Genomic DNA, 22,875 nt, shown 5'->3' on the forward strand with positions numbered 1-22,875 from the left:
CTCATCAATAAAAACGCCCGCTTCAAGCGGGCGTTTTTTATGGGGCGTGCAGTTGGCTGCTTCATGACCCTGGTCCGCAGGTGGGCCAACAGAATTTATTATCAGGAGCAAGACCTTGGATTATCCAAAGAGTGTGCCCGGTGTAGGGCTGATGAATGGAAGGTTTGTTGATGAAGACCCGCTGGCCGGCACGCCAGGTTCGCTTATTCCGGCAAGTTGGGGGAATAGCGTTACCCAAGAGATTCTCGGCGTAATTCAGGCGTCGGGTATGACGCCGGACGAAGGGGCGGATGATCAACTGCTGAGTGCATTACGCAGTCCAACGCTCTTTTCTACGCCTCCTCGTTTTGACGTGAGTCGGTCGGTCGCTACTCCAGAGTTTGTACAGCGCGCGCTGGGTAATTACTCCAGCGCTCGAGGAATATCGGAAAGCACGCAACTGACCATTGCCGATGTAGGTTGCTCAATCGGCCTCGGTGGGACCACCGGTTATACTGTAACCTTGCCGGATGTTTCGACTGTTCCAAATGGCGCGACCATCAGCTTGCATTGCCGCAATAGTGCGATGGTTACCATCGCCAGCAAGAGTGGGGCGCAGATCAGTCCACAAGGGAACTTTCTGAATTCCATTGTGATGAGTAGCGGTGAAAGCGCGAATCTGGTTCGTGAGTCAGGTGTCTGGACCGTTTATGGTACGGCTAGCCTCAAGTACTCCGCGTTGTATGGGGCTCAGTTGTCGACGGCGGGTTATCAGAAGTACCCGAGCGGGCTGATCATGCAATGGGCGATGGGTGGAACCGATGCCGATGGGGTCATGTCTCTGTCGCTGCCCATAAAGTTTCCCAATGCCATATTGGGAGGCATCGCTGATGAAGGTTATCCGCCAGGCTGGGGAGGCAACGTTACCGTCTGGTCATTCGACGTAACGTCATCGAGCACGTCAACAGCTGTCGCCCGGGCCAGATGGGTCGAGGTTGGTGGAACCATCAGAGTGAGCTCGGGCATATCCGGTCGCGTACTGGTTTGGGGGCGATAACCATGAAGATTTATTTCTTTGCGAAAACCCTCGGCTTCGATGTTGTCGCCTCTGCGAACGAGGCTCCGCCAGAAGGTGCGGTTGAAATCAGTCAGGTTGAATATGCCGAACTCTTTGCCGGGCAGGGCGTGGGCAAGCGGATTGCGGCCAATGACAACGGCGCGCCCATTCTTGTCGACCCTGCCGGCCCCTCGCCGGAACAATTGATTTCAATTGAACGTGCCTGGCGAGACACAGAACTGCTCAAGAGCGACGGGTTGATCGCCCGGCACCGCGATGAACTGGAGTCTCAAGCCGTCACCACCTTGTCCGATGCCGACTACAACGCCCTGCAAGCCTATCGCTGCGATCTGCGCAGTTGGCCAAAATCCCGAAAGTTTCCAGCCGTCACAGATCGCCCCGTGCTGCGAATGACTTCCGGCACTATGGGAGCGACGGTGAAAAGAAAGAGGGTGAGAAAGCCGGTGCAGGTGACCGAGTCCGTTTGAGTTTGTCGGTTCTGTGTTGGGCTTTGCCGAACGCTGAAGTTTTTTATGTTTAATTTGTATGAGGGCTAGATAGTGGACTACCCAAGGAGTGTACCTGGCGCCGGTTTGGTAAACGGAAAGTTTGTCGATGAAAACCCCCTCACGGGTATGCCAGGGTCTTTGATTCCGGCTGATTGGGGGAATGCTGTTACACAGGAAATTCTGGAAGTTATTCGAGCGGCAGGCGATACGCCGAATGAGTCTGACAATACGCAACTGAAAGCAGCGGTTTCTGGTTTGATTTCAAAGAAACAAAGCGAAAACCTGGCGAATCAGGAAGAGGCGGAAGCCGGAGTCAATACCGCCAAGACGATGTCGCCGTTACGCGTGTTTCAGGCCATTGCTAAGAAGGTGGTCCAGGCAACGGAGTCCATCGCGGGTATTGCCAGAGTGGCTTCGCAGGCAGAGGTCAATGCCGGTACAAGTGACATTTCTGTCGTGACTCCTAAAAAGCTTCGATTGGGCTTTCTGGTAAGAATGGGAGCTTCTGGGTACATCGTTTTTCCTTCATGGATGGGGGGGCTGATTATTCAATGGATCACGGGGAGTGCAAGTCAGACTGCCAATAATGGTTACGGTGAGTACAACCCTTGGCCTCTGGCATTTCCCAATGCGCGTTTTCTCGCAGTTGCCACTCATGAAGGGACAGCTTCTGGAACATTTCTAACGGTCTGCAACCTTTCGGTTGCGAGCAGCCTTACCGGGATCAATGTACGTTGCCCCGATTGGCCGTCGCAAACTATCGCCGCCCGAGTTATTGGCATAGGGTATTGAATATGTATTACTTTTCTCCCGAAACTTTCGGTTTCTATAACTCAGAACTGCACGGGAAAAATATTCCAGTAGATGCCTTCGTGATCAGTGATGAAGACTATGAGTCACTGGTAATAGAGGCACTGCCTGGTACCGTTTTATCCCTGAATAGCAAAGGTTTTCCCGAACGTATTTCCTTCGATTCCCAAAATACTCCTGAGGTCGAAAGGGCCTGGCGTAACAAGGTCCTTGAGTCGACTCAGTGGCTGGTTATTCGTGATAACGAAGAGCTGGAAATGGGTGAAGGGACGACGCTGAATACCGAACAGTTCAAGGAGCTGCTGGCTTATAGGCAGGCGTTGCGGGACTGGCCTTCAGCCGCCGACTTTCCGGACGCTGAATATCGACCTGTCGAACCAGCCTGGCTTGAAAGTGTTCTCCAGGAGCGTAAATGACCCTGTTTGTTCTGAACGTCCTCGATGTAGAGGAGGTAGAGTGAAATGCCTGTCACCCTTGAAATGATTCAACGCATCATGCCCAACGCCCGCTCCCAAGCGGGCGTTTTTGTTTCTGCGCTTAACACCGCCATGGTGCATCGCTATATCGACACACCCAAACGCATGGCCGCCTTCCTCGCGCAGGTCGGTCATGAGTCGGGGCAGTTGCGTTATGTGCGGGAGCTGGGCAATGACCAGTACCTGAGCAAATACGACACCGGCAGCCTGGCGGCCCGTCTGGGCAATACCCCGGAGGCCGATGGCGACGGCCAGAAATACCGTGGCCGTGGTCTGATCCAGGTCACCGGTCGCGACAACTACCGGCAATGCAGCCTCGGATTGTTCGGTGACGAGCGTTTGCTGGCGTTGCCGCAATTGCTGGAACAACCGCAGTGGGCCGCCGAGTCGGCCGCCTGGTTCTGGCAGCAGAACGGCCTTAATGAACTGGCCGACCGCGACCAGTTCAACAGCATCACCCGTCGTATCAACGGCGGCTTGAACGGGCTGGAGGACCGCCTGCAACTCTGGGCGCGGGCGCGGGAGGTGTTATGCCAGCCTTCGGCTTGATGCCGCTGTCTTACCGGGCAATGGCTATCGTCGTGCTGCTGGCTGTGGTGGCCGGCGTTGTCGGGACGCTGGCCTGGCAGGTCCAGGAGTGGCGTTTTGGCCGGCAGCTGGCGGAGCAGGCCAGGCTGCACGATGAAGCGCTGAATCAACTGAACCTGGCGGCCGCTGTCCGGCAGCGGGACGAACAGGACAAACGCCTGGCCCTGGAGCAACGGCTGCAAGCCAGCGACCAAACCCATTATCGAGCCTTGAGCGATGCCCAACGTGATCAAGGTCGCCTGCGCGACCGCCTTGCCACTGCTGATCTGCGCCTGTCAGTCCTCCTCGACGCCCATGACAGCGTCACCGGCTGCACGGTGCCTGCCACCGCCGCCACCGGCGGCCTGGTTCATGGAGCCCCGCGAGCCCGACTTGACCCGGCGCATGCTCAACGAATTGTCGGCATCACCGATGCCGGCGACCGGGGACTGATCGCCCTGCAGGCCTGTCAGGCCTACGTCAGGGCGTTGAACCGCTAAACATTTTGATCCGCTGCGTGCCTTGCAAGCGCGTATCGCTCGTGTACGGTAAGACCTCCGCCAGCCCGATCAGGAGAGGACCGTGAACGAAATCACCCAGCTTGCCGCTGAACTTGGCAGGCGCTTGCAGGCTCTGAATACCCACGTCACCACCGCCGAATCCTGCACCGGGGGCGGGATTGCCGAGGCCATTACCCGCATTCCGGGGAGTTCGGCCTGGTTCGAGGCGGGTTATGTAACCTACTCCAATCGACAGAAGACCCAGCAACTGGGGGTGCCGGAAGCGCTGTTCGCTTCCGTCGGCGCGGTCAGCCGCGAGGTGGTCGAGGCGATGGTGCGGGGCGCGCAGGGTAAAAGCAGGGCGCGTTTTGCCGTGGCGGTCAGCGGCGTGGCCGGTCCGGATGGCGGCTCGCCGCAGAAGCCGGTGGGCACCGTATGGCTGGCCTGGGGTGTCGGAGAGGCGGTAACGGCCGAGTGCCGACACTTTGCCGGGAATCGGGACGAAGTCCGCCGACAAACGGTGAAGGCCGCGCTAGAGGGCTTGCTGCAACATGCCGCGGCAGAAATCTCAAAACAGGGGTAGGCGATCCACAAACGCTGTGGAATAATACTGGCTACTTATACAGGTGTTGGCCGTCAGGCCTTATTGATTACGTGAGGACTTTAATGGACGACAACAAGAAGAAAGCCTTGGCTGCGGCCCTGGGTCAGATCGAACGTCAATTCGGCAAGGGTGCCGTAATGCGTATGGGCGATCACGACCGCCAGGCGATCCCGGCCATTTCCACTGGCTCTCTGGGTCTGGACATCGCACTCGGCATCGGCGGCCTGCCAAAAGGCCGTATTGTTGAAATCTACGGTCCGGAATCGTCCGGTAAAACCACCCTGACCCTGTCGGTGATTGCCCAGGCACAGAAGATGGGCGCCACCTGCGCCTTCGTCGACGCCGAGCACGCACTGGACCCGGAATACGCCGGCAAACTGGGGGTCAACGTTGACGACCTGCTGGTTTCCCAGCCGGACACCGGCGAACAGGCGCTGGAAATCACCGACATGCTGGTGCGCTCCAATGCCATCGACGTGATCGTGATTGACTCCGTGGCGGCACTGGTGCCCAAGGCCGAGATCGAAGGCGAGATGGGCGACATGCACGTGGGCCTGCAGGCCCGTCTGATGTCCCAGGCGCTGCGCAAGATCACCGGTAACATCAAGAACGCCAACTGCCTGGTGATCTTCATCAACCAGATCCGTATGAAAATCGGCGTGATGTTCGGCAGCCCGGAAACCACCACCGGTGGTAACGCGCTGAAGTTCTACGCCTCGGTTCGTCTGGATATCCGTCGTACTGGTGCGGTGAAGGAAGGCGACGAAGTCGTCGGTAGCGAAACCCGGGTCAAGATCGTCAAGAACAAGGTGGCTCCACCGTTCCGTCAGGCTGAATTCCAGATCCTGTACGGCAAGGGTATCTACCTGAACGGCGAGATCATCGATCTGGGCGTGCTGCACGGTTTCCTCGAGAAGTCCGGTGCCTGGTACAGCTACCAGGGCAACAAGATCGGTCAGGGCAAGGCCAACTCGGCCAAGTTCCTGCAGGACAATCCGGAAATCGGCAATGCCCTCGAGAAGCAGATTCGCGACAAGCTGCTGGCTCCAACCGCTGATGTCAAAGCTTCGCCGGTCAACGAGACCATCGATGACATGGCTGATGCGGATATCTGATCGATCCGATGACCGCCGTACTCGATACCCTCGTCGCGGTGCGGCGAACCGCAATGGACCTGCTCGCGCGACGCGAGCACGGTCGAGTCGAGCTGACGCGTAAACTGCGTCAGCGCGGCGCCCCTCCCGAGATGATCGAAACAGCCCTTGACCGTTTGACGGAAGAGGGGCTGTTATCCGAATCCCGCTACCTCGAAAGTTTCGTTTCCTATCGTGCCCGTTCTGGCTACGGCCCCATGCGTATTCGCGAAGAACTCAGCCAGCGCGGTTTGCAGCGTGCCGATATCGAACTCGCCTTGCGTGAGAGCGGTATCGACTGGCAGGCGCAACTGGAAGAGGTTTGGCGGCGCAAGTTTGCCGGGCATTTCCCGATAGATGCCAAGGAGCGTGCCAGACAAGGCCGCTTTCTGGGCTATCGGGGATATTCGATGGACATGATCGGCCGCTTGTTGAGCGGCCGAAGGGTGGACGACTGACCTGTAGGGCCCGCAAGTCGAATGCGCGGGCCGCTGCATTTGCGCTCAAGTGACCTTGATCGGTTCTCTGCTACGTTGTGGTGTCCTGGCCTGATTCACCGCCCAGTTTTCCGGCAGGTTGATGAAGTCGATCAGCTCGCGCAGGCGACCATTGTCGCGGGCGTTGAAGGTGAACGACAGGCGGGCCAGATGGCTGAACTCCGGTTCGTTGTGTTCTTCCACATTGTAAGCATGTTGATGGAAGCGATCGCTCAGGCACAGGTCGGCAAAAGCCGTCTGCATCTGCTCGAGCGCCGATTCGCTGAGCTTGTGATTCATGCGAATGACAAACTGATGTTTCAGCCAGCGACTGGAGTGGAAGTTGCTGTAGAACTGGTTGATTTCCTCCACCGCCTCCTCGGTGTTGTGCACCAGACGCACCAGTTTCATGTCGGTTGGCAGGATGTAGCGGTTGTTCTCGAGCTGGTTGTGGATAAAGTCCAGCGCCCCTTGCCAGAAGGTCCCTCCCGGGACGTCCAGCAGTACCACTGGTACCAGCGGGCTCTTGCCGGTCTGGATCAGGGTCAGTACTTCCAGCGCCTCATCGAGTGTGCCAAAGCCACCCGGGCATAACACCAGGGCATCGGCTTCCTTGACGAAGAATAGCTTGCGGGTAAAGAAGAAGTGGAAGGACAGCAGGTTTTCTGTGCCGTCCACCGTCGGGTTCGCATGCTGCTCGAAGGGCAGGGTGATATTGAACCCCAGGCTGTGATCGCGACCGGCACCTTCGTGGGCCGCGGCCATGATGCCGCCGCCGGCACCTGTGATGACCATCAGGTCGGAGCGGGCCAGGGCTGCGCCGAGTTCTCGCGCCAGGCCATACAGCGGGTGTTCGATTGGCGTGCGCGCGGAGCCGAATACCGTCACCTTGCGCCGCCCCTTGAACTGTTCCAGTACGCGGAAAGCATGTTCCAGTTCGCGCAGGGCCTGCAGGGTGATTTTCGCGTTCCAGCGGTTGAGGTCGTCCTGGGCCATGCGCAGGACGGTGAGAATCATGTCGCGATAAAGAGGGATGTTAGGGCTGTTGGGGGCGATCAGGTTGAGTTGTTCTTCGACCTTGCTGAGGTCGATACCGTTGCTCTGAAAATGACGACTGAGGAGGTCATTCGGTTCGTAAGGCATTCAACTTCTCCTTCTGCACAGAACCTTTGACACGAACGAAGCATTCGTTGGCGTCACGACACTGCATGTGTCGCTGTCAGCCCGGCTTTGGCGGCTGATTCGCCAGGGTGGAAACCCCCTGGCGTGGCCAGCGGGCCATCCATACAGGTTCTGCTATTCCTTGATTTAGAAAGCATGTGCACTGCAAGACGCGCTTGGGCAGCCTCCGGATCCACCCAGGAAAATTCAGCATGAACACTTTGAAATCTAGACCTTCATGATGATTCGCGCTGACTTGATCATGGCCCTTGAAAGTCGGGGCTGGCAATCACTTATTGCCGGTGGCGTGCAGGGTTTTCACCGCCTGTCTGAACGAGTGCCGCCCAGTGGATGCTCTGATTTACTAAGTTACAGCGCCAGCAAGACAGCTTGGCGTCAAAGGTCAGGATGCATGGGACGGGATTGTCGAGCAGGTAATGGCGAGTGGGGGCACGGAGGCTGGTCATGCACAAAGTCGTGCTGGATATAGATGCGCAGCTGTATCAACTGCTGAAGTCATCGGCAGACGCCAATCATCTGACTCTTGAAGAGGAATGCCGACGCCGGCTTGAAGGTGGGGAGCGCCGTTCGAGCTATTTGCAGGCCCTGTTGGCGGAGCTGCGGGCCGATGATCAACAGCGGCGCGCAGCAGGGCACTGAATCACTTTTTCTTCTTCGCCGGGGCCGGGCAGTCCGACTCCTGGAAGCGCGCCGAAGCGACCGGGCGGTTGGTACGGTTTTCGGTGAATTCGTAGCGCATGATTGCGCCCTTGGCCATCAGCTTGCGGTAGTTCGGGTCACGACAAACGCTGGCGCCCAGTTGCAGGTAGACCGCCTTGGGGTTGGCGCGCATTTTTTCAGCGTGTTCGGCCTGGACGCTGAGGTGGTTGATCAGCTCCTTGCCTTCGACGGTATAACCCTGGTCGAGGATGTTCTCGTTGACTTCCCGAGGCGTGCCGACGTTACTTTCCTCGGCGGTTTTCTGCAGGGTCTTGTTCAGTTCGAAGTCTTGCAGCGATGCAGCCTGAGCACTGAACGGCAAGGCCAGCAGAAGGGCGGCGGTGGGAACGATAAAGCGCAACATGAAACTCTCCTGGTTCAGTGACTGATGCTTCGACCAATCACGCGACTGTGCGTTCAGTGGCGGCGAATTATAGGGGAGCGAGGGTAGGCGGTACAGGTTTGAGCAGAGGGCTCTGATAAACTTGTGCGAATTTTCAGCTTTCCGAGTTCCTTCGTGTCGATTCCTTCTTTCTGTCAGGGCGGCTTCTAATGAGTCATGCCGTTTCCCGCCTGCGTGCCCAGCGTCTTGCGCGTGCTGTCAGGCCTTTTACCGCACGGGGTTCCCGGGCGGAACGCTGTGCAGGCTGTCGGGTGATTCCCAGCCACTGCATGTGCGCCTGGCGCCCCAAGGTTTCCGCGCAGTCGGCCATGTGCCTGATCATGCATGACGTCGAACCCATGAAGCCGAGCAATACCGGCTGGCTGATCGCCGATGTCATAGAAGACACCATGGCGTTCCCCTGGTCACGGACGGAAGTCGATCCACAATTGCTGGCCTTGCTGGCCGATCCCCAGTGGCAGCCTTATGTGGTGTTCCCTGGAGAGTTCGTCGCGCCAGAGCGGGTGGTGAGCGAAGTCCGCCTGGAGGCGGGCAAGCGCCCGCTGTTTATCCTGCTGGATGCGACCTGGAGCGAAGCACGCAAGATGTTTCGCAAAAGCCCTTATCTTGAACACTTGCCGGTATTGAGCCTGGAGCCGGAGCAGTTGTCGCGCTACAAGCTGCGGCGCTCCAAGCGCGATGACCACTTCTGCACCGCGGAGGTAGCGGCGCTGTGCCTGGAACTGGCCACCGACCGGCAGGCCGGCGAAGTGCTGGATGCTTATCTGGATGTGTTCAGCACCCATTACCTATCGGCCAAGTTCCAGCTTGAGATCGACCCTGATGATGAGACGCACACACGCCTCAAACCTTTTCTGTAAGGCCTGAGGCAAGGGGCTGGAGTTTTTCCGGCCAGAGCGGTGCCACCAGTATCCCGCTCAGCATCGAGGCACAGTCGCGCAGGGCGCGGGCTTTGCGTGATGGCACTGTTATTAGTTAGCAAGCTAAGATGCCGCACAGCCCGAAGCTTGACCACCCTGGCTTCGCTGGGCATGCTTGGCGCCGATTAGGGCGCGGCCGATCCTTGACACACCGCATTTCCGGACTCTTGGCGTTGATCGTGCTCTTTGGGTGCAGCATTCTGGCTGACACCTGTGTTGCCTTGGCGAGGACCGAATGCATCGGTTCTTCCATAAAAAACAGGATCATTTGAAAAATGGCCACATACGAAATCCTGATTGCCGATGACCACCCCCTCTTTCGTAGCGCACTGCACCAAGCGGTGACCCTGGGCCTCGGCCCGGATGTCCGTCTGGTGGAGGTGGCGAGCATTGCCGAACTGGAAGCCCGCCTGACCGAAAAGGCCGATTGGGACCTGGTGCTGCTGGACCTGAACATGCCTGGCGCTTACGGCTTCTCCGGCCTGGTGCTGTTACGCGGTCAGTACCCGCAGATTCCGGTGGTGATGGTGTCGGCACAGGAAGAAGCATCAGTGATGGTGCGTTCACGCGAATTTGGCGCCAGCGGGTTTATTCCCAAGTCCAGTTCTCTCGAAGTCATTCAGCAGGCCGTGCGCAGTGTGCTCGACGGCGATGTCTGGTGGCCGCCGCAGGCCTTCGAACAGGTTAGCGTCTCCGCCGAGGCCAAGGCGGCCAGCGAAGGCTTGGCCAGCCTGACGCCACAACAGTTCCGTGTGCTGACCATGGTCTGCGAAGGTTTGCTGAACAAGCAGATCGCTTATGAACTGAGCGTTTCGGAAGCGACCATCAAGGCCCACGTGACGGCGATCTTCCGTAAGCTGGGTGTGCGTACCCGCACTCAGGCGGCATTGCTCCTGCAACAACTTGAGTCAATTTCCAGCCAGTAACTGGCTCTTTCTTCACGCTTTTTTGACTTTTGTTGAACTAGCTTTCCCATTCCTTATTGTTCTAGTTGCCTATTTATGTCGCCTTTCAAAGGTCAAACCGGTCTTAAACGCATCCTCAATGCCTCGGGATACTCCCTTGATGGCCTGCGGGCCGCCTTCACTGGCGAAGCGGCGTTTCGTCAACTGGTGCTGCTCAACGTGATTCTGATCCCCGTGTCTTTCCTGCTGAATGTCAGCCGGGTCGAGCGGGCGTTGTTGATTGCTGTCTGCCTGCTGGCGCTGATTGTCGAATTGCTCAATTCTGCGGTCGAGGCGGCGATCGACCGCATCTCCCTGGATCGCCATCCACTGTCGAAAAATGCCAAGGACATGGGCAGCGCCGCGCAACTCGTGGCCTTGAGCATGATTACCGTGGTCTGGGCCGTGATTCTTATCTAGGGAATGCTCGGCAGCACGATCTCGTCGCTGCGCTGTACTCCGGCGGTAAAGGCGCGGCAGAGTTCGAGGAACTCGCGCATCGCCGAGGTCTGGTACTTCTGTTTGTGCCAGATGAAGTAGAACTGCCGGGCCAGGTCCAGGTCCGGCGTCTCTACCGGCACCAGGCTGCCGCGGCGGAAGGCATCGCGCAGTGCCAGTCTGGAAATGCAGCCAATCCCCAACCCCGACTCCACCGCGCGCTTGATCGCTTCGGTGTGTTCCAGTTCGAGCCGGATATTCAGTGCGCTGCGGTGATGACGCATGGCCTGGTCGAAGGTCAGGCGGGTGCCAGAGCCTTGTTCGCGCAGAATCCAGGCCTCGTGGGTCAGCTCCTCCATGCTCGCATGGCCGCGTTTGGCCAAGGGGTGCTGCGGGGCGCAGAACACCACCAGTTCATCCTCGACCCAGGTTTGCACTTCGATGTCCGGGTGGCTGCAGTCGCCTTCGATTAGACCCAGGTCAATTTCGTAGTGGGCGACTTGTTGCACGATATGCGCAGTGTTCTGCACATGGAGTTTGACCTGGCTCTCGGGGTGGACCTGCATGAAGCTGCCGATCAACAGGGTCGCCAGGTAATTGCCGATAGTCAGGGTCGCGCCCACCGACAACGAGCCGAAGCCGGATTTGCCGTTGAGCAGGTCTTCGATTTCCTTGGCCTGGTCCAGCAACGCCACCGCCTGCGGTAGCAGCTGTTTGCCCAGGGCGTTGAGGCTCAGGCGTTTGCCGGCGCGATCGAACAGCTGGCAACTGGATTGCCGTTCGAGCTCGGTGATCGAAGTGCTCGCCGCGGATTGGGAAAGGGCCAGCAGGCCGGCAGCACGAGAAACGCTCTCTTGCTGGGCGACGGCGACGAATACTTGCAGTTGACGGAGAGTGAATCGCATATCGATATAACCGATAACCCTTATCTTAATAATCCAGTTAACAGATATTGTCGCCGCCATTAGAATGCTGTGCAATTGCGCTCGGCTCGCCTGTCGCAGAGCGTGCGCTGACAACTTTCCAGGAGTCCCCCGTACATGAGCAACATGAACCACGAGCGTGTCCTCAGTGTTCACCACTGGAACGACACTCTGTTCAGCTTCAAGTGCACCCGCGATCCGGGCCTGCGCTTCGAGAACGGTCAGTTCGTGATGATCGGCCTGCAACAACCCAACGGCCGCCCGCTTATGCGCGCTTACTCGATTGCCAGCCCGAACTGGGAAGAGCATCTCGAGTTCTTCAGCATCAAGGTTCCCGATGGTCCGCTGACTTCCCAGCTGCAGCATTTGAAGGAAGGCGATGAGATCATCATCAGCAAAAAGCCTACCGGTACCCTGGTACTGGACGACTTGAAGCCTGGCAAACATCTGTACCTGCTCAGCACCGGCACCGGCCTGGCGCCGTTCATGAGCGTCATCCAGGATCCGGAAACCTACGAGCGTTTCGAGAAAGTGATCCTGTGCCACGGCGTGCGTTACGTCAACGAAGTCGCCTACCGCGAGTTCATCACCGAGCACCTGCCGCAGAACGAGTTCTTCGGCGAAGCGCTGCGTGAAAAACTGATCTACTACCCGACCGTGACCCGCGAGCCGTTCGAGAATGAAGGCCGCCTGACCGACCTGATGCGCAGCGGCAAGCTGTTCAGCGACATCGGCCTGCCGCCGATCAACCCGCAGGACGACCGCGCCATGCTGTGTGGCAGCCCGAGCATGCTCGAGGAGACCAGCGAAGTGCTCAACAGCTTCGGCCTGACCGTTTCGCCACGCATGCGCGAGCCGGGTGACTACCTGATCGAGCGCGCCTTCGTCGAGAAGTAAGCGACTCGCAGCACAGAAAAAGCCCGCGTTGCCTGGGAAGGCAGCGCGGGCTTTTTCGTTTCCGGCTACCGGTCAGCGCGCGGGAACCACTTCCAGGACCTGGATCAGGCCCGGCTGCGGGTAGTACCAGCGTACGTCCAGGTCCCAGAACTGCGCGCCGTATTCACGCTCTGGAGTGGGTGTCTGGTAGGCCGGGCGCGGGTCCTGGGCCAGGCATTGTTCGATCAGCTCCACCAGCGGTTCCTGCAGGCGTTGAGCATGCGCCTGGGCCTGTTGCAGGGCGTTGTCGCTCCACTGCACCGGGATCAGCTCTGGCGCTGCGCTGGCGATGCTGTTGCTCGCGCTGTCGATGATGTCGGCGTAGGGCACGTAGGGCTTGATATCGAGAATCGGTGTGCCATCCAGCAGGTCGATGCCGGAGATCCACAGGCGATTGGCCTCGACCTTGTCCAGCTTGACCACCGACTGGCCGATACCGTTGGGTCTGTGGGTGGCGCGGGTGGCGAATACGCCCATGGATTTGTTGCCGCCCAGGCGCGGCGGGCGGACCTTGAGCCGCGGTTTGTCTTCCAGCGCCTGGTGAAACAGGAACAAGAGCCAGACGTGGCTGACCTGTTCCAGGCCCTGCACTGCGTCGCCCTGGTCGAAGGGCGCCACCAGCTCCAGCACGCCACGGGCCGCCGGGGCCAGTTGCGGCTGGCGCGGGATGGCGAACTTTTCCTTGAAGCAGGAGCGCACGAAGCCAATGGGGGAAACGCTGTAGGTCATTTGGCAAGCCTCAAGTTGCAAGCTTTGAACTTGCAGCTTGTAACTGTCTTAAGCTCTGACACGCAGGGTCAGGCCCTTGAGGAAGTTGCGCAGCAACTGGTCGCCGCACGGGCGGTAGTTGGTGTGGCCGAACTTGCGGAACAGCGCGCTCAGCTCGGGCTTGGACACCGGGAAATCGGCGGCCTTGAGGATGGCGTGCATGTCGTCTTCCTTCAGCTCGAAGGCGACCCGCAGCTTCTTCAGGATGATGTTGTTGGTCACCGGTAGTTCGATCGGCAGCGGCGGACGGCTTTCGTCCTTGCCACGCTTGAAGATCACCAGGCCGTCGAGGAAGTGCGCCATGACCTCGTCCGGGCAATGCACGAAACCTTCTTCCTCGTCCTTTTTCAGGTAGCCGACGATGTCGTTCAGGCTCACTTCAAAGCCGGTGAGCTTGATGATCTCGACGACCTTCTTGTCGCTGATGTCGAGCATGTAGCGCACGCTGCGCAGTACATCGTTATGAATCATGTCTACAGTCCTGGTCTGTTCACGTTGAGCGCCGCAGGCAAGCGCGGCGTCTGAATGGGTGTCGGCCTAGAATTTCTCTTTGGCGGACAGGTAGCGCCATTGCCCGACCCGTACCTTGCCGATGGAAACCCCACCGATACGAATGCGGCGAATGGCGACGACCTTCAGGCCTACCGCTTCGCAGAGCTGGGCGATCACGCCCGGTTGCGGGTTCTTCATGGCGAAGCGCAGGCGGTTTTCGTTCTGCCAGCTGGCCTTGACCGGCGGCAGTTCCCGTCCCTTGTAAGTCAGGCCGTGGTTCAGGCGATTGAGGCCGTGGGCGACCATCTCGCCTTCCACCTCGACCACGTATTCCTGCTCGATCTTGGCCGCGTCGGCGGTCAGCTTGCGCAGGATCTTCCAGTCCTGGGTGAGCACCAGCAGGCCGCTGGCGTCGGCTTGCAGGTCGGCGCTGGCGGTCAGGCGCAGGAAGTGGCCCTTGAGCGGCCGTTTGCCGAAGCGGTGTTCCTCGGACAGGCTGGCGGCGCTCAGCGACTGCATGGCGCTGTCGACGTCCTGGCCGGCCGGCACGTTCAGCAGCAGGGTCACCGGCTCCGGCGCGGTGGCCTTGGCCTGCGGGTCGAGCTCGACTTTCTGGGTGTCGACCTTGAACTGCGGCTCGTCGATGACCTCGCCATCCACGGTGACCCAGCCGCCCTCGATGAACAGCTCAGCCTCCCGGCGGGAGCAGCCGACGAGTTCGATGAGGCGTTTGGAGAGACGAATCGGGTCAGTCATGACAGGGGCCGTAACAAAAGGGGGCAGGCATTGTACCTGCCCGGCGCCGGTTAATCGCGGGTCCATTTGCCCGCTGTGGCTTTTAGCCGCGCAGTGCCTGCTGCTGGGGTTGTTTCAGACGCATGTGCAGCAGCGGGTAAGGCTGGCCCATGCCATCGTGCTCGGAGCGGCCGACGATCTCGAACCCCTGCTTGAAGTAGAAGCCCAGGGCTTGTGGGTTCTGTTCGTTGACGTCCAGCTCGTCGGCGTTCAGGTGTTCGATGGCGTACCTGAGCAATTGCTTGCCCAGACCCTGGCCGCGATGGTGGGGATCGATGAAGAGCATTTCGATCTTGCCGGCGGCGACCCCGGCGAAACCGGTGATGTGTTGGCGCTGATCCCGGGTGCAGATCAGCATCACCGCATCCAGATAACGGCTCAGCACCAGGTTTCTCAGCAGTTCGATGTAGCTGTCCGGCAGGAAGTCGTGGGTGGCGCGCACCGAGGCCTCCCAGACCCGGGTCAGTTCCGGGTAGTCGCTGTGTTTCGGAGTATGGATGACCGAATGTTGGCGCATGCCGCCTGCTCCTGTGTTGTGATGCATCCGTGGTCCTGAGCAAACGATAGACGTAAAAAAGCCCCGCATCTCGCGAAGAGAGCGGGGCTGTGCGGTTTTTTACGCCTTACAGGACTTCGGCCCACAGGTCGTATTCGTCGGCGTCGGTCACCCGGCACCAGACCTTGTCGCCTGGTTTGAGGTCGCCGGCACCGTCGATGAACACATTGCCGTCGATTTCCGGGGCGTCGAAGAAGCAGCGACCCACGGCGCCCTGTTCGTCGACTTCATCGATCAGCACTTCGATTTCCTTGCCGATGCGCTGTTGCAGACGCGCCGAGCTGATTTCCTGCTGGTGCGCCATGAAGCGCTCCCAACGGTCCTGCTTGACCTCGTCCGGGACCACTTCCAGGTCCAGGTCGTTGGCCGGCGCGCCTTCCACCGGCGAGTACTGGAAGCAGCCGACGCGATCGAGCTGGGCTTCGGTCAGCCAGTCGAGCAGGTACTGGAAGTCTTCTTCGGTCTCGCCGGGGAAGCCGACGATGAAGGTCGAGCGGATGATCAGCTCGGGGCAGATCTGGCGCCAGTTCTTGATCCGGGCCAGGGTCTTGTCTTCGAAGGCCGGGCGTTTCATGGCCTTGAGCACTTTCGGGCTGGCGTGCTGGAACGGGATGTCCAGGTACGGCAGGATCTTGCCGGCGGCCATCAGCGGGATCAGCTCGTCGACGTGCGGGTACGGGTAGACGTAGTGCAGGCGGACCCAGACGCCCAGGGTACTGAGGGCTTCGCAGAGCTCGGTCATGCGGGTTTTCACCGGCGCACCGTTCCAGAAGCCGGTGCGGTACTTGACGTCGACGCCGTAGGCGCTGGTGTCCTGGGAGATCACCAGCAGTTCCTTGACCCCGGACTTGACCAGGCGCTGGGCCTCGTCCAGCACATCGCCCACCGGGCGGCTGACCAGCTTGCCGCGCATCGACGGGATGATGCAGAAGCTGCAGCTGTGGTTGCAGCCTTCGGAAATCTTCAGGTACGCGTAGTGGCGTGGGGTCAGCTTGATGCCTTGTGGCGGTACCAGGTCGATCAGCGGGTTGTGGTCCTGTTTCGGCGGCACTACTTCGTGCACCGCGCTGACCACTTGCTCGTACTGCTGCGGACCGGTCACGGCCAGCACGCTCGGATGCACGTCGCGGATGTTGCCTTCTTCCACGCCCATGCAGCCGGTGACGATGACCTTGCCGTTTTCCTTGATGGCTTCGCCGATCACTTCCAGGGATTCGGCCTTGGCCGAGTCGATGAAACCGCAGGTGTTGACCACCACGACGTCGGCGTCCTGGTAGGTGGACACCACGTCATAACCTTCCATACGCAGTTGCGTGAGGATGCGCTCGGAGTCGACCAGCGCTTTCGGGCAACCCAGGGAAACGAAGCCGACCTTGGGGTTGGCTGGCGCGGTAGGGGTGGACATGTCTAACCTCGGTATAGGTGTCGGGCCGCTCGGCGATCTGGATAAAACCGCTGGCGACGGATGGGCGCTAGGGGCGCCTCTGATCAAAAAGTGCGCAATTCTAGCGATGGCCGGCGCACTTGACCAGCTTTATGCAGGGAAATACGACGAGTGCTGCGTTATGCTTCGCGCCGTTGCGCCCGGGTGAATTCTTACAGTCAACAGAAGGTCTGTAACTGTAAGTAAAAGGGTGCTTGCTGCATGGGCATTCACGAGAGTCTTGCAAGCTTAGCGTTGTCTTGAATGTCATGCCTTTTATAAGAAGCCCCGATCTGGGTAGTAGGAGTGGTGGATGGGTCAGGCAAGTAGTCAGGCGGTAGGCAGCGAGCATTCCAGGGCCAGGCCCCTGGGGATGCTGGTGGCGGCGGTCGGAGTGGTTTATGGCGATATCGGCACCAGCCCGCTTTATACCTTGAAGGAGGTATTCGCGGGGCATTACGGGGTTCCGGTCAACCACGACGGTGTATTCGGCATTCTTGCGTTGATCTTCTGGTCGCTGATCTGGGTGGTCTCGATCAAGTACGTGTTGTTCATCCTGCGGGCCGACAACCAGGGCGAGGGCGGCATCATGGCCTTGACCGCCCTGGCCCGGCGGGCGTCGACGCCCTATCCGAGGCTGCGGGTGGTTCTGGTCATCCTGGGCCTGATCGGCGCGGCCTTGTTCTACGGCGACAGCATGATCACCCCGGCGATTTCCGTATTGTCGGCGGTAGAGGGGCTTGAGATTGCCTTCGACGGGCTCGAGCACTGGGTCGTACCGATGGCTCTGGTCATACTGGTGGCGCTGTTTCTGATCCAGAAACACGGCACCGATCGCATCGGCAAACTGTTCGGGCCGGTGATGGTCCTGTGGTTCGTGACCCTGGGCGGGCTGGGGGTCTACGGCATCGCCCAGCATCCGGAAGTGCTGCAGGCGCTGAACCCGGTCTGGGGCGTGCGGTTCTTCATCGTGCATCCGGGCATGGGCGTGGCCATCCTGGGCGCCGTGGTGCTGGCGTTGACCGGTGCCGAGGCGCTGTATGCCGACATGGGCCACTTCGGTCGCAAGCCGATCGCCCGCGCCTGGTTCGCCCTGGTGCTGCCGGCGCTGGTGCTCAACTATTTCGGCCAGGGCGCCTTGCTCCTAGAGAACCCGGAAGCGGCGCGTAACCCGTTCTATCTGCTGGCACCGAGCTGGGCCCTGATCCCGCTGGTGGTGCTGGCGACCCTGGCCACGGTGATTGCCTCCCAGGCGGTGATTTCCGGCGCGTTCTCCCTGACCCGCCAGGCGATCCAGCTGGGTTATATCCCGCGTATGTACATCCAGCACACCTCCAGCGCGGAGCAGGGGCAGATCTACATTGGCGCGGTGAACTGGGCGCTGATGGTCGGTGTGATCCTCCTGGTGCTGGGCTTCGAGTCTTCCGGCGCACTGGCTTCGGCCTACGGTGTGGCTGTGACCGGGACCATGCTGATCACCAGCATCCTGGTGTCGGCGGTGATGCTGTTGCTGTGGAAGTGGTCGCCGGTGCTGACGGTGCCGATCCTGGTGGGCTTCCTGCTGGTGGACGGGCTGTTCTTCGCCGCCAACGTGCCGAAAATCTTCCAGGGCGGTGCTTTCCCGGTATTGGCGGGGATTGTGCTGTTCGCCCTGATGACCACCTGGAAGCGCGGCAAGGAACTGTTGATGGACCGCCTCGGCGAGGGTGCGTTGCCGTTGCCGATCTTTATCAACAGCATCCGTGTGCAGCCGCCGCATCGGGTCCAGGGCACCGCGGTGTTCCTGACAGCGCGTTCCGACGCCGTGCCCCATGCGCTGTTGCACAACCTGCTGCATAACCAGGTGCTGCACGAGCAAGTGGTGTTGCTGACCGTGGTCTATGAAGACATCCCGCGGGTGCCGACGCAACGCCGCTTCGAGGTGGACTCCTATGGCGAAGGCTTCTTCCGGGTGATCCTGCACTTCGGTTTCACCGACGAGCCGGACGTGCCTGAAGCGCTGAAGCTGTGCCACCTGGACGAGCTGGACTTCAGCCCGATGCGCACCACCTACTTCCTCAGCCGCGAGACGGTCATCACCTCCAAGATCGTCGGCATGGCGCGCTGGCGCGAGACGCTGTTCGCCTTCATGCTCAAGAACGCCAACGGCAACCTGCGCTTCTTCAAGCTGCCGGTGAACCGGGTGATCGAGTTGGGTACGCAGATCGAGATGTAAGCTGGCGCGATAGCAGAGGCCCCCGTCACCTCAGTGGTGACGGGGGCTTTTTTGTTGGAGGGAGGGTTCTCTCTCCGCGTCCTGCGAGGTGAGTCGGCTGATGCCCCTCAATGTCTTTGAACTCATCGCAAGCGCGTTCCAAGGGCATGAAAAAGCCCCCGGTACCGGTTGGCAGCGGGGGCTTTTGTCTGGGCCATTCAGATCACTCGTTGGCGACCTTGTCCTTGCCCTGGCGTTTCTCGATGACGTTGACCAGGCGCTGGGCCAGGGCCGGGTAGTTCTCGTCGAAGTGGTGGCCGCCCGGCAGCTTCATGGCTTCGCCGACGGCGGTCTTGTCGGTGCAACCGCTTTCGTCGACTTCTTCCTCGCCATAGATGCACACCACCTTGGCCGCTGGCAGCTTGGCCATTTCCGGGCCGGTGGCGGCTTCCTTGCCGGCGTTGCCCAGCCAGCCTTCGACTTCGATCTCGAAGCTGCCGGTGCGGGCGAAGGCCAGCAGGATAATGGCGTCGACCCGCTGCTGCTCGGCTTCCGGCAGGCGGTTGTAGATGGCCGGCAGCACGTCGGCGCCGAACGAGTAGCCGGTCAGCACGAAGCGCTTGGTGCCCCATTTCTGCCGGTAGTGCTGCATCAGTTCGGTCAGGTCGGTGGCGCTCTGTTCCGGGGTCTTGTGCTGCCAGTAGTAGCGCAGGGTGTCGATGCCGACCACCGGGTAGCCGATCTTGGCCATCTCGCCGGCCACGTCGCGGTCCAGGTCGCGCCAGCCGCCGTCGCCGGAGAGGAACAGGGTCACGGTGTCCTTGGCCTGGCCGGCCGGCACTTCGACCACCGGGATGTTCAGGCCGCCGTTGTCCGAACCCACCAGCAGCTTGCGCAGCTCGTTGTTCAGCACCTGGGGCAGGTGAATGTCGTAGTCGCTGATGCTGGTGCTGGCATTGGGGGTGTCACGCACGAAGCCGGCGCTTTCGTCATCCGGGTTGTCGTTCCAGGCCACCAGCCAGTGGCCGTGGGCCAGGGTCTTGGGCAGTGGGTCGGTGCAGCCCGGGGCCGGGTTGATGGTAAAGCCCACCGACACGGCCTGGGCCTTGTCGTCGTTCTGGGTGGCAATCCAGCGCCAGGCCAGGGCGGCGCCAGGGCCGATGCCGCTGACCAGGGTCGCCGGGCCCTTGAGTTGGCCAAGGGCGTTCTGCAGGGCTTGTTCCTGCAGCTTGCAGTCGTCCTTGGGCAGGATCACCTGGACGATCTGCGCCGCGCCGCCGCGGCTCAGGGCCATGAGTTGGGTATCGGTCAGGGCTTCGTCGGCGAGGACGGCCACGGCCACCCGGGCCTTGGCCTGGGCGGCCGGGGTGACGCGGGTCAGGGTCGAGCCATCGGTCTGGGCCAGGTGTTCCAGGGTCGGTTGGGGGGCCGGACGATTCCAGTACCAGTAGCCGCCTCCCGCTATCAGGGCAAACACCACCAGAGTGGCTAATACATACCGCCAGGAGCGTTGAATCATCAGCGTTTCACCAATCCAGTCAGGCCGCCCGCAATCAGGGCGGCGGTATCGGCCAGTGCCACCAGCGGATCCAGTCCGGCGGGCACGGCCATGTAACGAGGTTCCCAGTCAGGCTGGAATTTGTCTTTGAAACGGCGCAACCCTTGGAAGTTGTACAGCTGCTCACCCCGACGGAAAACCATCGATCCAAGGCGCTGGGTCAGTGGCGCGCCACGCCGGGGTTGCAGGCCCGACAACGGCACCATGCCCAGACTGAAGCGGGCATACCCATGGTTTTTATAATGCTGGATCAGGCCGACCATCATGAATTCCATGGTCAGCTTGGGAGCCTCCGGGTGGGCGCGCATCAGGTCGAGGCTGGCCAGGTCGTGGCTGTAGGTCTCGAGCAGGTTGGCGAAGGCCACCGGACGTCCTTCAAAACGAATGATCGCGATACGGAAATGCTTGAGGTAGTCCTCGCTGAAGCGTCCGAGGGAGAAGCCTTTCTCGCGGACATTCTTGCCGGTCAGCCAGGCGTCGGAAATGACTTTCAGCTCGTCCATCGGCGCGTGCCCGGCCTCATGGATTTCCAGCGACAGACCATCCCGGGTGCCACGGTTCCAGGTGTAGCGCAGGTCCTTCATCTCCTTGCCCTTGGCTTCGAGGTCAAAGCGATTCAGGTCGACCCGGGCTTCTTCACCGAGCTTGATCGCGGTCAGGCCGATGTCCATGTAGTACGGCAGGTTTTCCGCGCGCACCTGGTAGAACACCGGACGCGCATGGTGGACGTCGCACAGGTCGCGGAACTGCCAGATCATCTCGGCCCGTTGCTGGGTCGGGCCGATCGGGTCGTACAGCGCCACTAGGCTGCGGCCGCGCCGGGCATACATGAGGAAGGCGTCGTCGTTGGGGTGGAACAGCAAGGCCTTGTCGCCGGTCAGGGACAGGCCGCCGTCGGGCTGGGACGAGGCCATGAGGATCTTCGCCGCGCGGTCCAGTTCCTCGCCATTGGGCAGGTGAATCACCGGGCGCGCAGTGCGCAGCAGCCAGGTCAGGGACACCACCACCAGCAACACCGCGGCCCCCAGCAGAGAACGCAGGCCCCGCGGGGCGTCGGCGTCGAGGGTGAACTGCCACCACAGCTGATGGCTGTAGGGCACGTCCTGATAGGCGAACAGCAGCAACCAGATCGAGGCACCCAGCACACAGACGCTGGCCACCAGGTACAGCGGCGAGAACGGCAGTTCGGTGAGGCGGCTCGGCCGGTAGAAGGAGCGCCGGAAGATCGCCAGCAGGCTGGCGGTCAGGGTCATCAGGCTGGCTTCTTCCCAGTCGAAGCCCTTGAGCAGCGAGAGTACGGCGCCGACCAGCAGCAGGATGGTGGTGAGGATCCAGGCCGCGGACAGGCGCCGGCGCAGGCCCTGGGCCAGCAGCAGGCAAAGCACCCCGACCAGGCTGGCGCCGAAGTGCGAGGCATCCACCAGGCGGTGCGGGATCAGAAAACCGATGTGTTGCAGGCGCGTGTCGATTTCCGGGGTCACACCGGAAAACAGCAGCACCACGCCGGACAGGAACACCAGCACCGCGAGGATCGGCGCCGCCAGGCCCGAGGCCGCCCGTAGCGATTGACGGGTCTGGAACAGGCGCTGGGCTTCATTGATCAGCAGCAGGACGCAGGCCACCAGCATCGGCAGGATCACATAGATCAACCGGTACAGCAGCAGGGCTGCGGCCAGTGGCGCCGCGCCGAGCTTGTCGGCGAAGGCGGCCAGCAGAATCGCTTCGAACACCCCGACGCCGCCGGGTACGTGGCTGAGCACGCCGGCCGCCAGGGCCAGCAGGTAGACCAGCAGGAAGGCGCCGAAGGGCGGTGCTTCGGGCAGCAGCAGATACAGCACGGTGGCTGCCGCGGCGACGTCGAGGGCGGTGATCAGCAGTTGCAGGAGCGTCAGGCGGCGTCCCGGCAGGCGCAGGGTGCGGCGCCCGGCCTTGACCAGCAGGTTGTCCGGCAATGGCTGTTCGGGCAGGCGGCGCCGGTAGATACCGATGACCAGGATCGCGCAGAGCAGCAGTACGGCGCCGGCAATGCTGGCCAGCAGGCCCTCGGAGAGGCGCAGGGCGGCGGAGGCGGCGGGCAGGTTGCTCAGGGTCGCCAGGGCCGCAAGCGGTGGCAGGGCGCAACCCAGGGACAGGCTGGCGAACAGCGTCATATGGGCGACGTCGCCGGCGCCCACGCCATGCCGGGCATAGAGTCGGTAACGCACCGAGCCACCGGAGAGCAGCGACAGGCCGATGGCGTTGCCGATGGCAAAGGCGGTGAAACCACCGAGGGCCAGGGTACGCGGCGGGAGGTTCACCCCGGCGTAGCGGCTGGCGGACCATTCGTAGCCGAGCAGGATGACGAAGCCGACCACGGTCGCGGCCAGGGCGCCGAGCAGGGCCGGTTTAGGCACGTCGAGGATCGAGTCATGCAGGGCATACAGATCCAGCTCGCTGAGCAGGTGGCGACAGGCAATCAGGGCGATACCGAACAGCAGCAGGGTCACGACCATGCCGATCGGCTGGCGGTATTTGCTCAACATCTCCAGCCAGC

Annotated in this window: 25 protein-coding genes; 15 read left to right on the forward strand and 10 right to left on the reverse strand. The window is 60.8% G+C overall.

All coding sequences use genetic code 11. The features are described 5' to 3' along the window. The first annotated feature begins 115 nt into the window (after positions 1-115). The 9 genes from H0I86_RS06115 to recX all read left to right on the forward strand — a co-directional run bounded on the left by H0I86_RS06115 (position 116) and on the right by recX (position 6,093). Complete coding sequence (locus tag H0I86_RS06115) at positions 116-1,036, forward strand: gp53-like domain-containing protein (RefSeq protein ID WP_180924385.1); 921 nt, start codon at positions 116-118, stop codon at positions 1,034-1,036. Between the two features lie 2 nt (positions 1,037-1,038). Next, positions 1,039-1,524: a phage tail assembly chaperone gene (locus tag H0I86_RS06120; RefSeq protein WP_180924386.1), complete on the forward strand. Its 486-nt coding sequence runs from the start codon at positions 1,039-1,041 to the stop codon at positions 1,522-1,524. Positions 1,525-1,596: 72 nt separating this feature from the next. Continuing rightward, positions 1,597-2,337: a gp53-like domain-containing protein gene (locus H0I86_RS32645; protein ID WP_180924387.1), complete on the forward strand. Its 741-nt coding sequence runs from the start codon at positions 1,597-1,599 to the stop codon at positions 2,335-2,337. Between the two features lie 2 nt (positions 2,338-2,339). Continuing rightward, positions 2,340-2,771: a phage tail assembly chaperone gene (locus H0I86_RS06130; protein WP_180924388.1), complete on the forward strand. Its 432-nt coding sequence runs from the start codon at positions 2,340-2,342 to the stop codon at positions 2,769-2,771. A 45-nt stretch (positions 2,772-2,816) separates the two neighbouring features. Further along, the gene (locus H0I86_RS06135; RefSeq protein WP_180924389.1) at positions 2,817-3,380 is read left to right on the forward strand and encodes a glycoside hydrolase family 19 protein; all 564 of its coding nucleotides are present in this window, start codon (positions 2,817-2,819) and stop codon (positions 3,378-3,380) included. Beyond that, complete coding sequence (locus tag H0I86_RS06140) at positions 3,362-3,898, forward strand: lysis system spanin subunit (RefSeq protein ID WP_180924390.1); 537 nt, start codon at positions 3,362-3,364, stop codon at positions 3,896-3,898. Before H0I86_RS06135 ends, H0I86_RS06140 begins: the two co-directional genes overlap by 19 nt. Before the next feature lie 82 nt (positions 3,899-3,980). Then, positions 3,981-4,481 (forward strand): CinA family protein, encoded by a 501-nt coding sequence (locus tag H0I86_RS06145; protein ID WP_180924391.1) that lies wholly within the window; start codon positions 3,981-3,983, stop codon positions 4,479-4,481. A gap of 83 nt (positions 4,482-4,564) precedes the next feature. Then, a complete protein-coding gene (gene recA / locus H0I86_RS06150; RefSeq protein ID WP_007923942.1) occupies positions 4,565-5,617 on the forward strand; it encodes a recombinase RecA in 1,053 nt (350 codons plus the stop codon). 8 nt (positions 5,618-5,625) lie between these two features. Continuing rightward, a complete protein-coding gene (gene recX / locus H0I86_RS06155) occupies positions 5,626-6,093 on the forward strand; it encodes a recombination regulator RecX (RefSeq protein WP_180924392.1) in 468 nt (155 codons plus the stop codon). A 45-nt stretch (positions 6,094-6,138) separates the two neighbouring features. Here recX and H0I86_RS06160 read toward each other — a convergent pair whose 3' ends face one another. After that, on the reverse strand, positions 6,139-7,254 hold the full coding sequence (locus tag H0I86_RS06160) for an LOG family protein (protein ID WP_180924393.1): 1,116 nt from the start codon (positions 7,252-7,254) through the stop codon (positions 6,139-6,141). 483 nt (positions 7,255-7,737) lie between these two features. On the opposite strand from H0I86_RS06160, the gene H0I86_RS06165 reads away from it, so the two are divergent. Further along, positions 7,738-7,932, forward strand: coding sequence for a hypothetical protein (locus H0I86_RS06165; RefSeq protein WP_180924394.1), 195 nt, complete (start codon positions 7,738-7,740; stop codon positions 7,930-7,932). Position 7,933: 1 nt separating this feature from the next. On the opposite strand, the gene H0I86_RS06170 is transcribed toward H0I86_RS06165, so the two are convergent. Beyond that, positions 7,934-8,356 carry a PA3611 family quorum-sensing-regulated virulence factor gene (locus H0I86_RS06170; protein WP_007923938.1) on the reverse strand — a complete coding sequence of 141 codons (423 nt, stop codon included), beginning with the start codon at positions 8,354-8,356 and terminating at the stop codon, positions 7,934-7,936. Between the two features lie 188 nt (positions 8,357-8,544). On the opposite strand from H0I86_RS06170, the gene H0I86_RS06175 reads away from it, so the two are divergent. The 3 genes from H0I86_RS06175 to H0I86_RS06185 all read left to right on the forward strand — a co-directional run bounded on the left by H0I86_RS06175 (position 8,545) and on the right by H0I86_RS06185 (position 10,679). Then, positions 8,545-9,255, forward strand: coding sequence for a tRNA-uridine aminocarboxypropyltransferase (locus tag H0I86_RS06175; protein WP_180924395.1), 711 nt, complete (start codon positions 8,545-8,547; stop codon positions 9,253-9,255). Between the two features lie 335 nt (positions 9,256-9,590). Continuing rightward, complete coding sequence (gene erdR, locus H0I86_RS06180) at positions 9,591-10,241, forward strand: response regulator transcription factor ErdR (RefSeq protein ID WP_009047330.1); 651 nt, start codon at positions 9,591-9,593, stop codon at positions 10,239-10,241. A gap of 75 nt (positions 10,242-10,316) precedes the next feature. Then, the gene (locus H0I86_RS06185; protein ID WP_096373215.1) at positions 10,317-10,679 is read left to right on the forward strand and encodes a diacylglycerol kinase; all 363 of its coding nucleotides are present in this window, start codon (positions 10,317-10,319) and stop codon (positions 10,677-10,679) included. Here the strand turns inward: H0I86_RS06185 and H0I86_RS06190 are convergent. Then, positions 10,676-11,602 (reverse strand): LysR family transcriptional regulator, encoded by a 927-nt coding sequence (locus H0I86_RS06190; protein ID WP_007923931.1) that lies wholly within the window; start codon positions 11,600-11,602, stop codon positions 10,676-10,678. The genes H0I86_RS06185 and H0I86_RS06190 overlap by 4 nt on opposite strands. A 135-nt stretch (positions 11,603-11,737) precedes the next feature. Between H0I86_RS06190 and fpr the strand changes: the two genes are divergently transcribed. Beyond that, the gene (gene fpr / locus H0I86_RS06195; RefSeq protein ID WP_009047333.1) at positions 11,738-12,517 is read left to right on the forward strand and encodes a ferredoxin-NADP reductase; all 780 of its coding nucleotides are present in this window, start codon (positions 11,738-11,740) and stop codon (positions 12,515-12,517) included. Positions 12,518-12,589: 72 nt separating this feature from the next. Here the strand turns inward: fpr and tsaA are convergent, their stop codons facing one another. From tsaA to rimO, 5 genes are all read right to left on the reverse strand, one after another. Then, entirely contained in the window at positions 12,590-13,285 is a 696-nt protein-coding gene (tsaA, locus tag H0I86_RS06200) for a tRNA (N6-threonylcarbamoyladenosine(37)-N6)-methyltransferase TrmO (RefSeq protein WP_180924396.1), read from the reverse strand. Between the two features lie 48 nt (positions 13,286-13,333). Beyond that, on the reverse strand, positions 13,334-13,795 hold the full coding sequence (locus H0I86_RS06205) for a YehS family protein (RefSeq protein ID WP_180924397.1): 462 nt from the start codon (positions 13,793-13,795) through the stop codon (positions 13,334-13,336). Between the two features lie 66 nt (positions 13,796-13,861). After that, complete coding sequence (locus H0I86_RS06210; protein WP_180924398.1) at positions 13,862-14,572, reverse strand: rRNA pseudouridine synthase; 711 nt, start codon at positions 14,570-14,572, stop codon at positions 13,862-13,864. 82 nt (positions 14,573-14,654) lie between these two features. After that, positions 14,655-15,128, reverse strand: a complete 474-nt coding sequence (locus tag H0I86_RS06215; protein WP_180924399.1) for a GNAT family N-acetyltransferase — start codon at positions 15,126-15,128, stop codon at positions 14,655-14,657. A gap of 106 nt (positions 15,129-15,234) precedes the next feature. Further along, positions 15,235-16,572, reverse strand: coding sequence for a 30S ribosomal protein S12 methylthiotransferase RimO (rimO, locus tag H0I86_RS06220; protein WP_016702026.1), 1,338 nt, complete (start codon positions 16,570-16,572; stop codon positions 15,235-15,237). Positions 16,573-16,963: 391 nt separating this feature from the next. On the opposite strand from rimO, the gene H0I86_RS06225 reads away from it, so the two are divergent. Next, a complete protein-coding gene (locus tag H0I86_RS06225) occupies positions 16,964-18,805 on the forward strand; it encodes a potassium transporter Kup (RefSeq protein WP_373369422.1) in 1,842 nt (613 codons plus the stop codon). A 202-nt stretch (positions 18,806-19,007) separates the two neighbouring features. Here the strand turns inward: H0I86_RS06225 and H0I86_RS06230 are convergent, their stop codons facing one another. Together H0I86_RS06230 and mprF are read right to left on the reverse strand one after the other, a co-directional pair. Beyond that, positions 19,008-20,303, reverse strand: coding sequence for a virulence factor family protein (locus tag H0I86_RS06230; protein ID WP_180924401.1), 1,296 nt, complete (start codon positions 20,301-20,303; stop codon positions 19,008-19,010). Next, positions 20,303-22,864, reverse strand: coding sequence for a bifunctional lysylphosphatidylglycerol flippase/synthetase MprF (mprF, locus tag H0I86_RS06235; protein ID WP_258019451.1), 2,562 nt, complete (start codon positions 22,862-22,864; stop codon positions 20,303-20,305). Before mprF ends, H0I86_RS06230 begins: the two co-directional genes overlap by 1 nt. Positions 22,865-22,875 lie beyond the last annotated feature (11 nt).

The organism is Pseudomonas chlororaphis subsp. aurantiaca (assembly GCF_013466605.1).
Classification (GTDB): Bacteria; Pseudomonadota; Gammaproteobacteria; order Pseudomonadales; family Pseudomonadaceae; genus Aquipseudomonas; species Aquipseudomonas chlororaphis_I.

Bases quoted from the DNA above. Each gene is read 5' to 3' on its own strand.
- fpr (WP_009047333.1), top strand. From the start codon at position 11,738: ATGAGCAACATGAACCACGAGCGTGTCCTCAGTGTTCACCACTGGAAC.
- tsaA (WP_180924396.1), bottom strand. From the start codon at position 13,285: ATGACCTACAGCGTTTCCCCCATTGGCTTCGTGCGCTCCTGCTTCAAG.
- H0I86_RS06120 (WP_180924386.1), top strand. From the start codon at position 1,039: ATGAAGATTTATTTCTTTGCGAAAACCCTCGGCTTCGATGTTGTCGCC.
- H0I86_RS06170 (WP_007923938.1), bottom strand. From the start codon at position 8,356: ATGTTGCGCTTTATCGTTCCCACCGCCGCCCTTCTGCTGGCCTTGCCG.
- H0I86_RS06205 (WP_180924397.1), bottom strand. From the start codon at position 13,795: ATGATTCATAACGATGTACTGCGCAGCGTGCGCTACATGCTCGACATC.
- erdR (WP_009047330.1), top strand. From the start codon at position 9,591: ATGGCCACATACGAAATCCTGATTGCCGATGACCACCCCCTCTTTCGT.
- H0I86_RS06230 (WP_180924401.1), bottom strand. From the start codon at position 20,303: ATGATTCAACGCTCCTGGCGGTATGTATTAGCCACTCTGGTGGTGTTT.
- H0I86_RS06215 (WP_180924399.1), bottom strand. From the start codon at position 15,128: ATGCGCCAACATTCGGTCATCCATACTCCGAAACACAGCGACTACCCG.
- H0I86_RS06190 (WP_007923931.1), bottom strand. From the start codon at position 11,602: ATGCGATTCACTCTCCGTCAACTGCAAGTATTCGTCGCCGTCGCCCAG.
- H0I86_RS06210 (WP_180924398.1), bottom strand. From the start codon at position 14,572: ATGACTGACCCGATTCGTCTCTCCAAACGCCTCATCGAACTCGTCGGC.
- H0I86_RS06135 (WP_180924389.1), top strand. From the start codon at position 2,817: ATGCCTGTCACCCTTGAAATGATTCAACGCATCATGCCCAACGCCCGC.
- recX (WP_180924392.1), top strand. From the start codon at position 5,626: ATGACCGCCGTACTCGATACCCTCGTCGCGGTGCGGCGAACCGCAATG.
- H0I86_RS06140 (WP_180924390.1), top strand. From the start codon at position 3,362: ATGCCAGCCTTCGGCTTGATGCCGCTGTCTTACCGGGCAATGGCTATC.
- rimO (WP_016702026.1), bottom strand. From the start codon at position 16,572: ATGTCCACCCCTACCGCGCCAGCCAACCCCAAGGTCGGCTTCGTTTCC.
- recA (WP_007923942.1), top strand. From the start codon at position 4,565: ATGGACGACAACAAGAAGAAAGCCTTGGCTGCGGCCCTGGGTCAGATC.
- mprF (WP_258019451.1), bottom strand. From the start codon at position 22,864: ATGTTGAGCAAATACCGCCAGCCGATCGGCATGGTCGTGACCCTGCTG.
- H0I86_RS06160 (WP_180924393.1), bottom strand. From the start codon at position 7,254: ATGCCTTACGAACCGAATGACCTCCTCAGTCGTCATTTTCAGAGCAAC.
- H0I86_RS06175 (WP_180924395.1), top strand. From the start codon at position 8,545: ATGAGTCATGCCGTTTCCCGCCTGCGTGCCCAGCGTCTTGCGCGTGCT.
- H0I86_RS06130 (WP_180924388.1), top strand. From the start codon at position 2,340: ATGTATTACTTTTCTCCCGAAACTTTCGGTTTCTATAACTCAGAACTG.
- H0I86_RS06185 (WP_096373215.1), top strand. From the start codon at position 10,317: ATGTCGCCTTTCAAAGGTCAAACCGGTCTTAAACGCATCCTCAATGCC.
- H0I86_RS06225 (WP_373369422.1), top strand. From the start codon at position 16,964: ATGCTGGTGGCGGCGGTCGGAGTGGTTTATGGCGATATCGGCACCAGC.
- H0I86_RS06165 (WP_180924394.1), top strand. From the start codon at position 7,738: ATGCACAAAGTCGTGCTGGATATAGATGCGCAGCTGTATCAACTGCTG.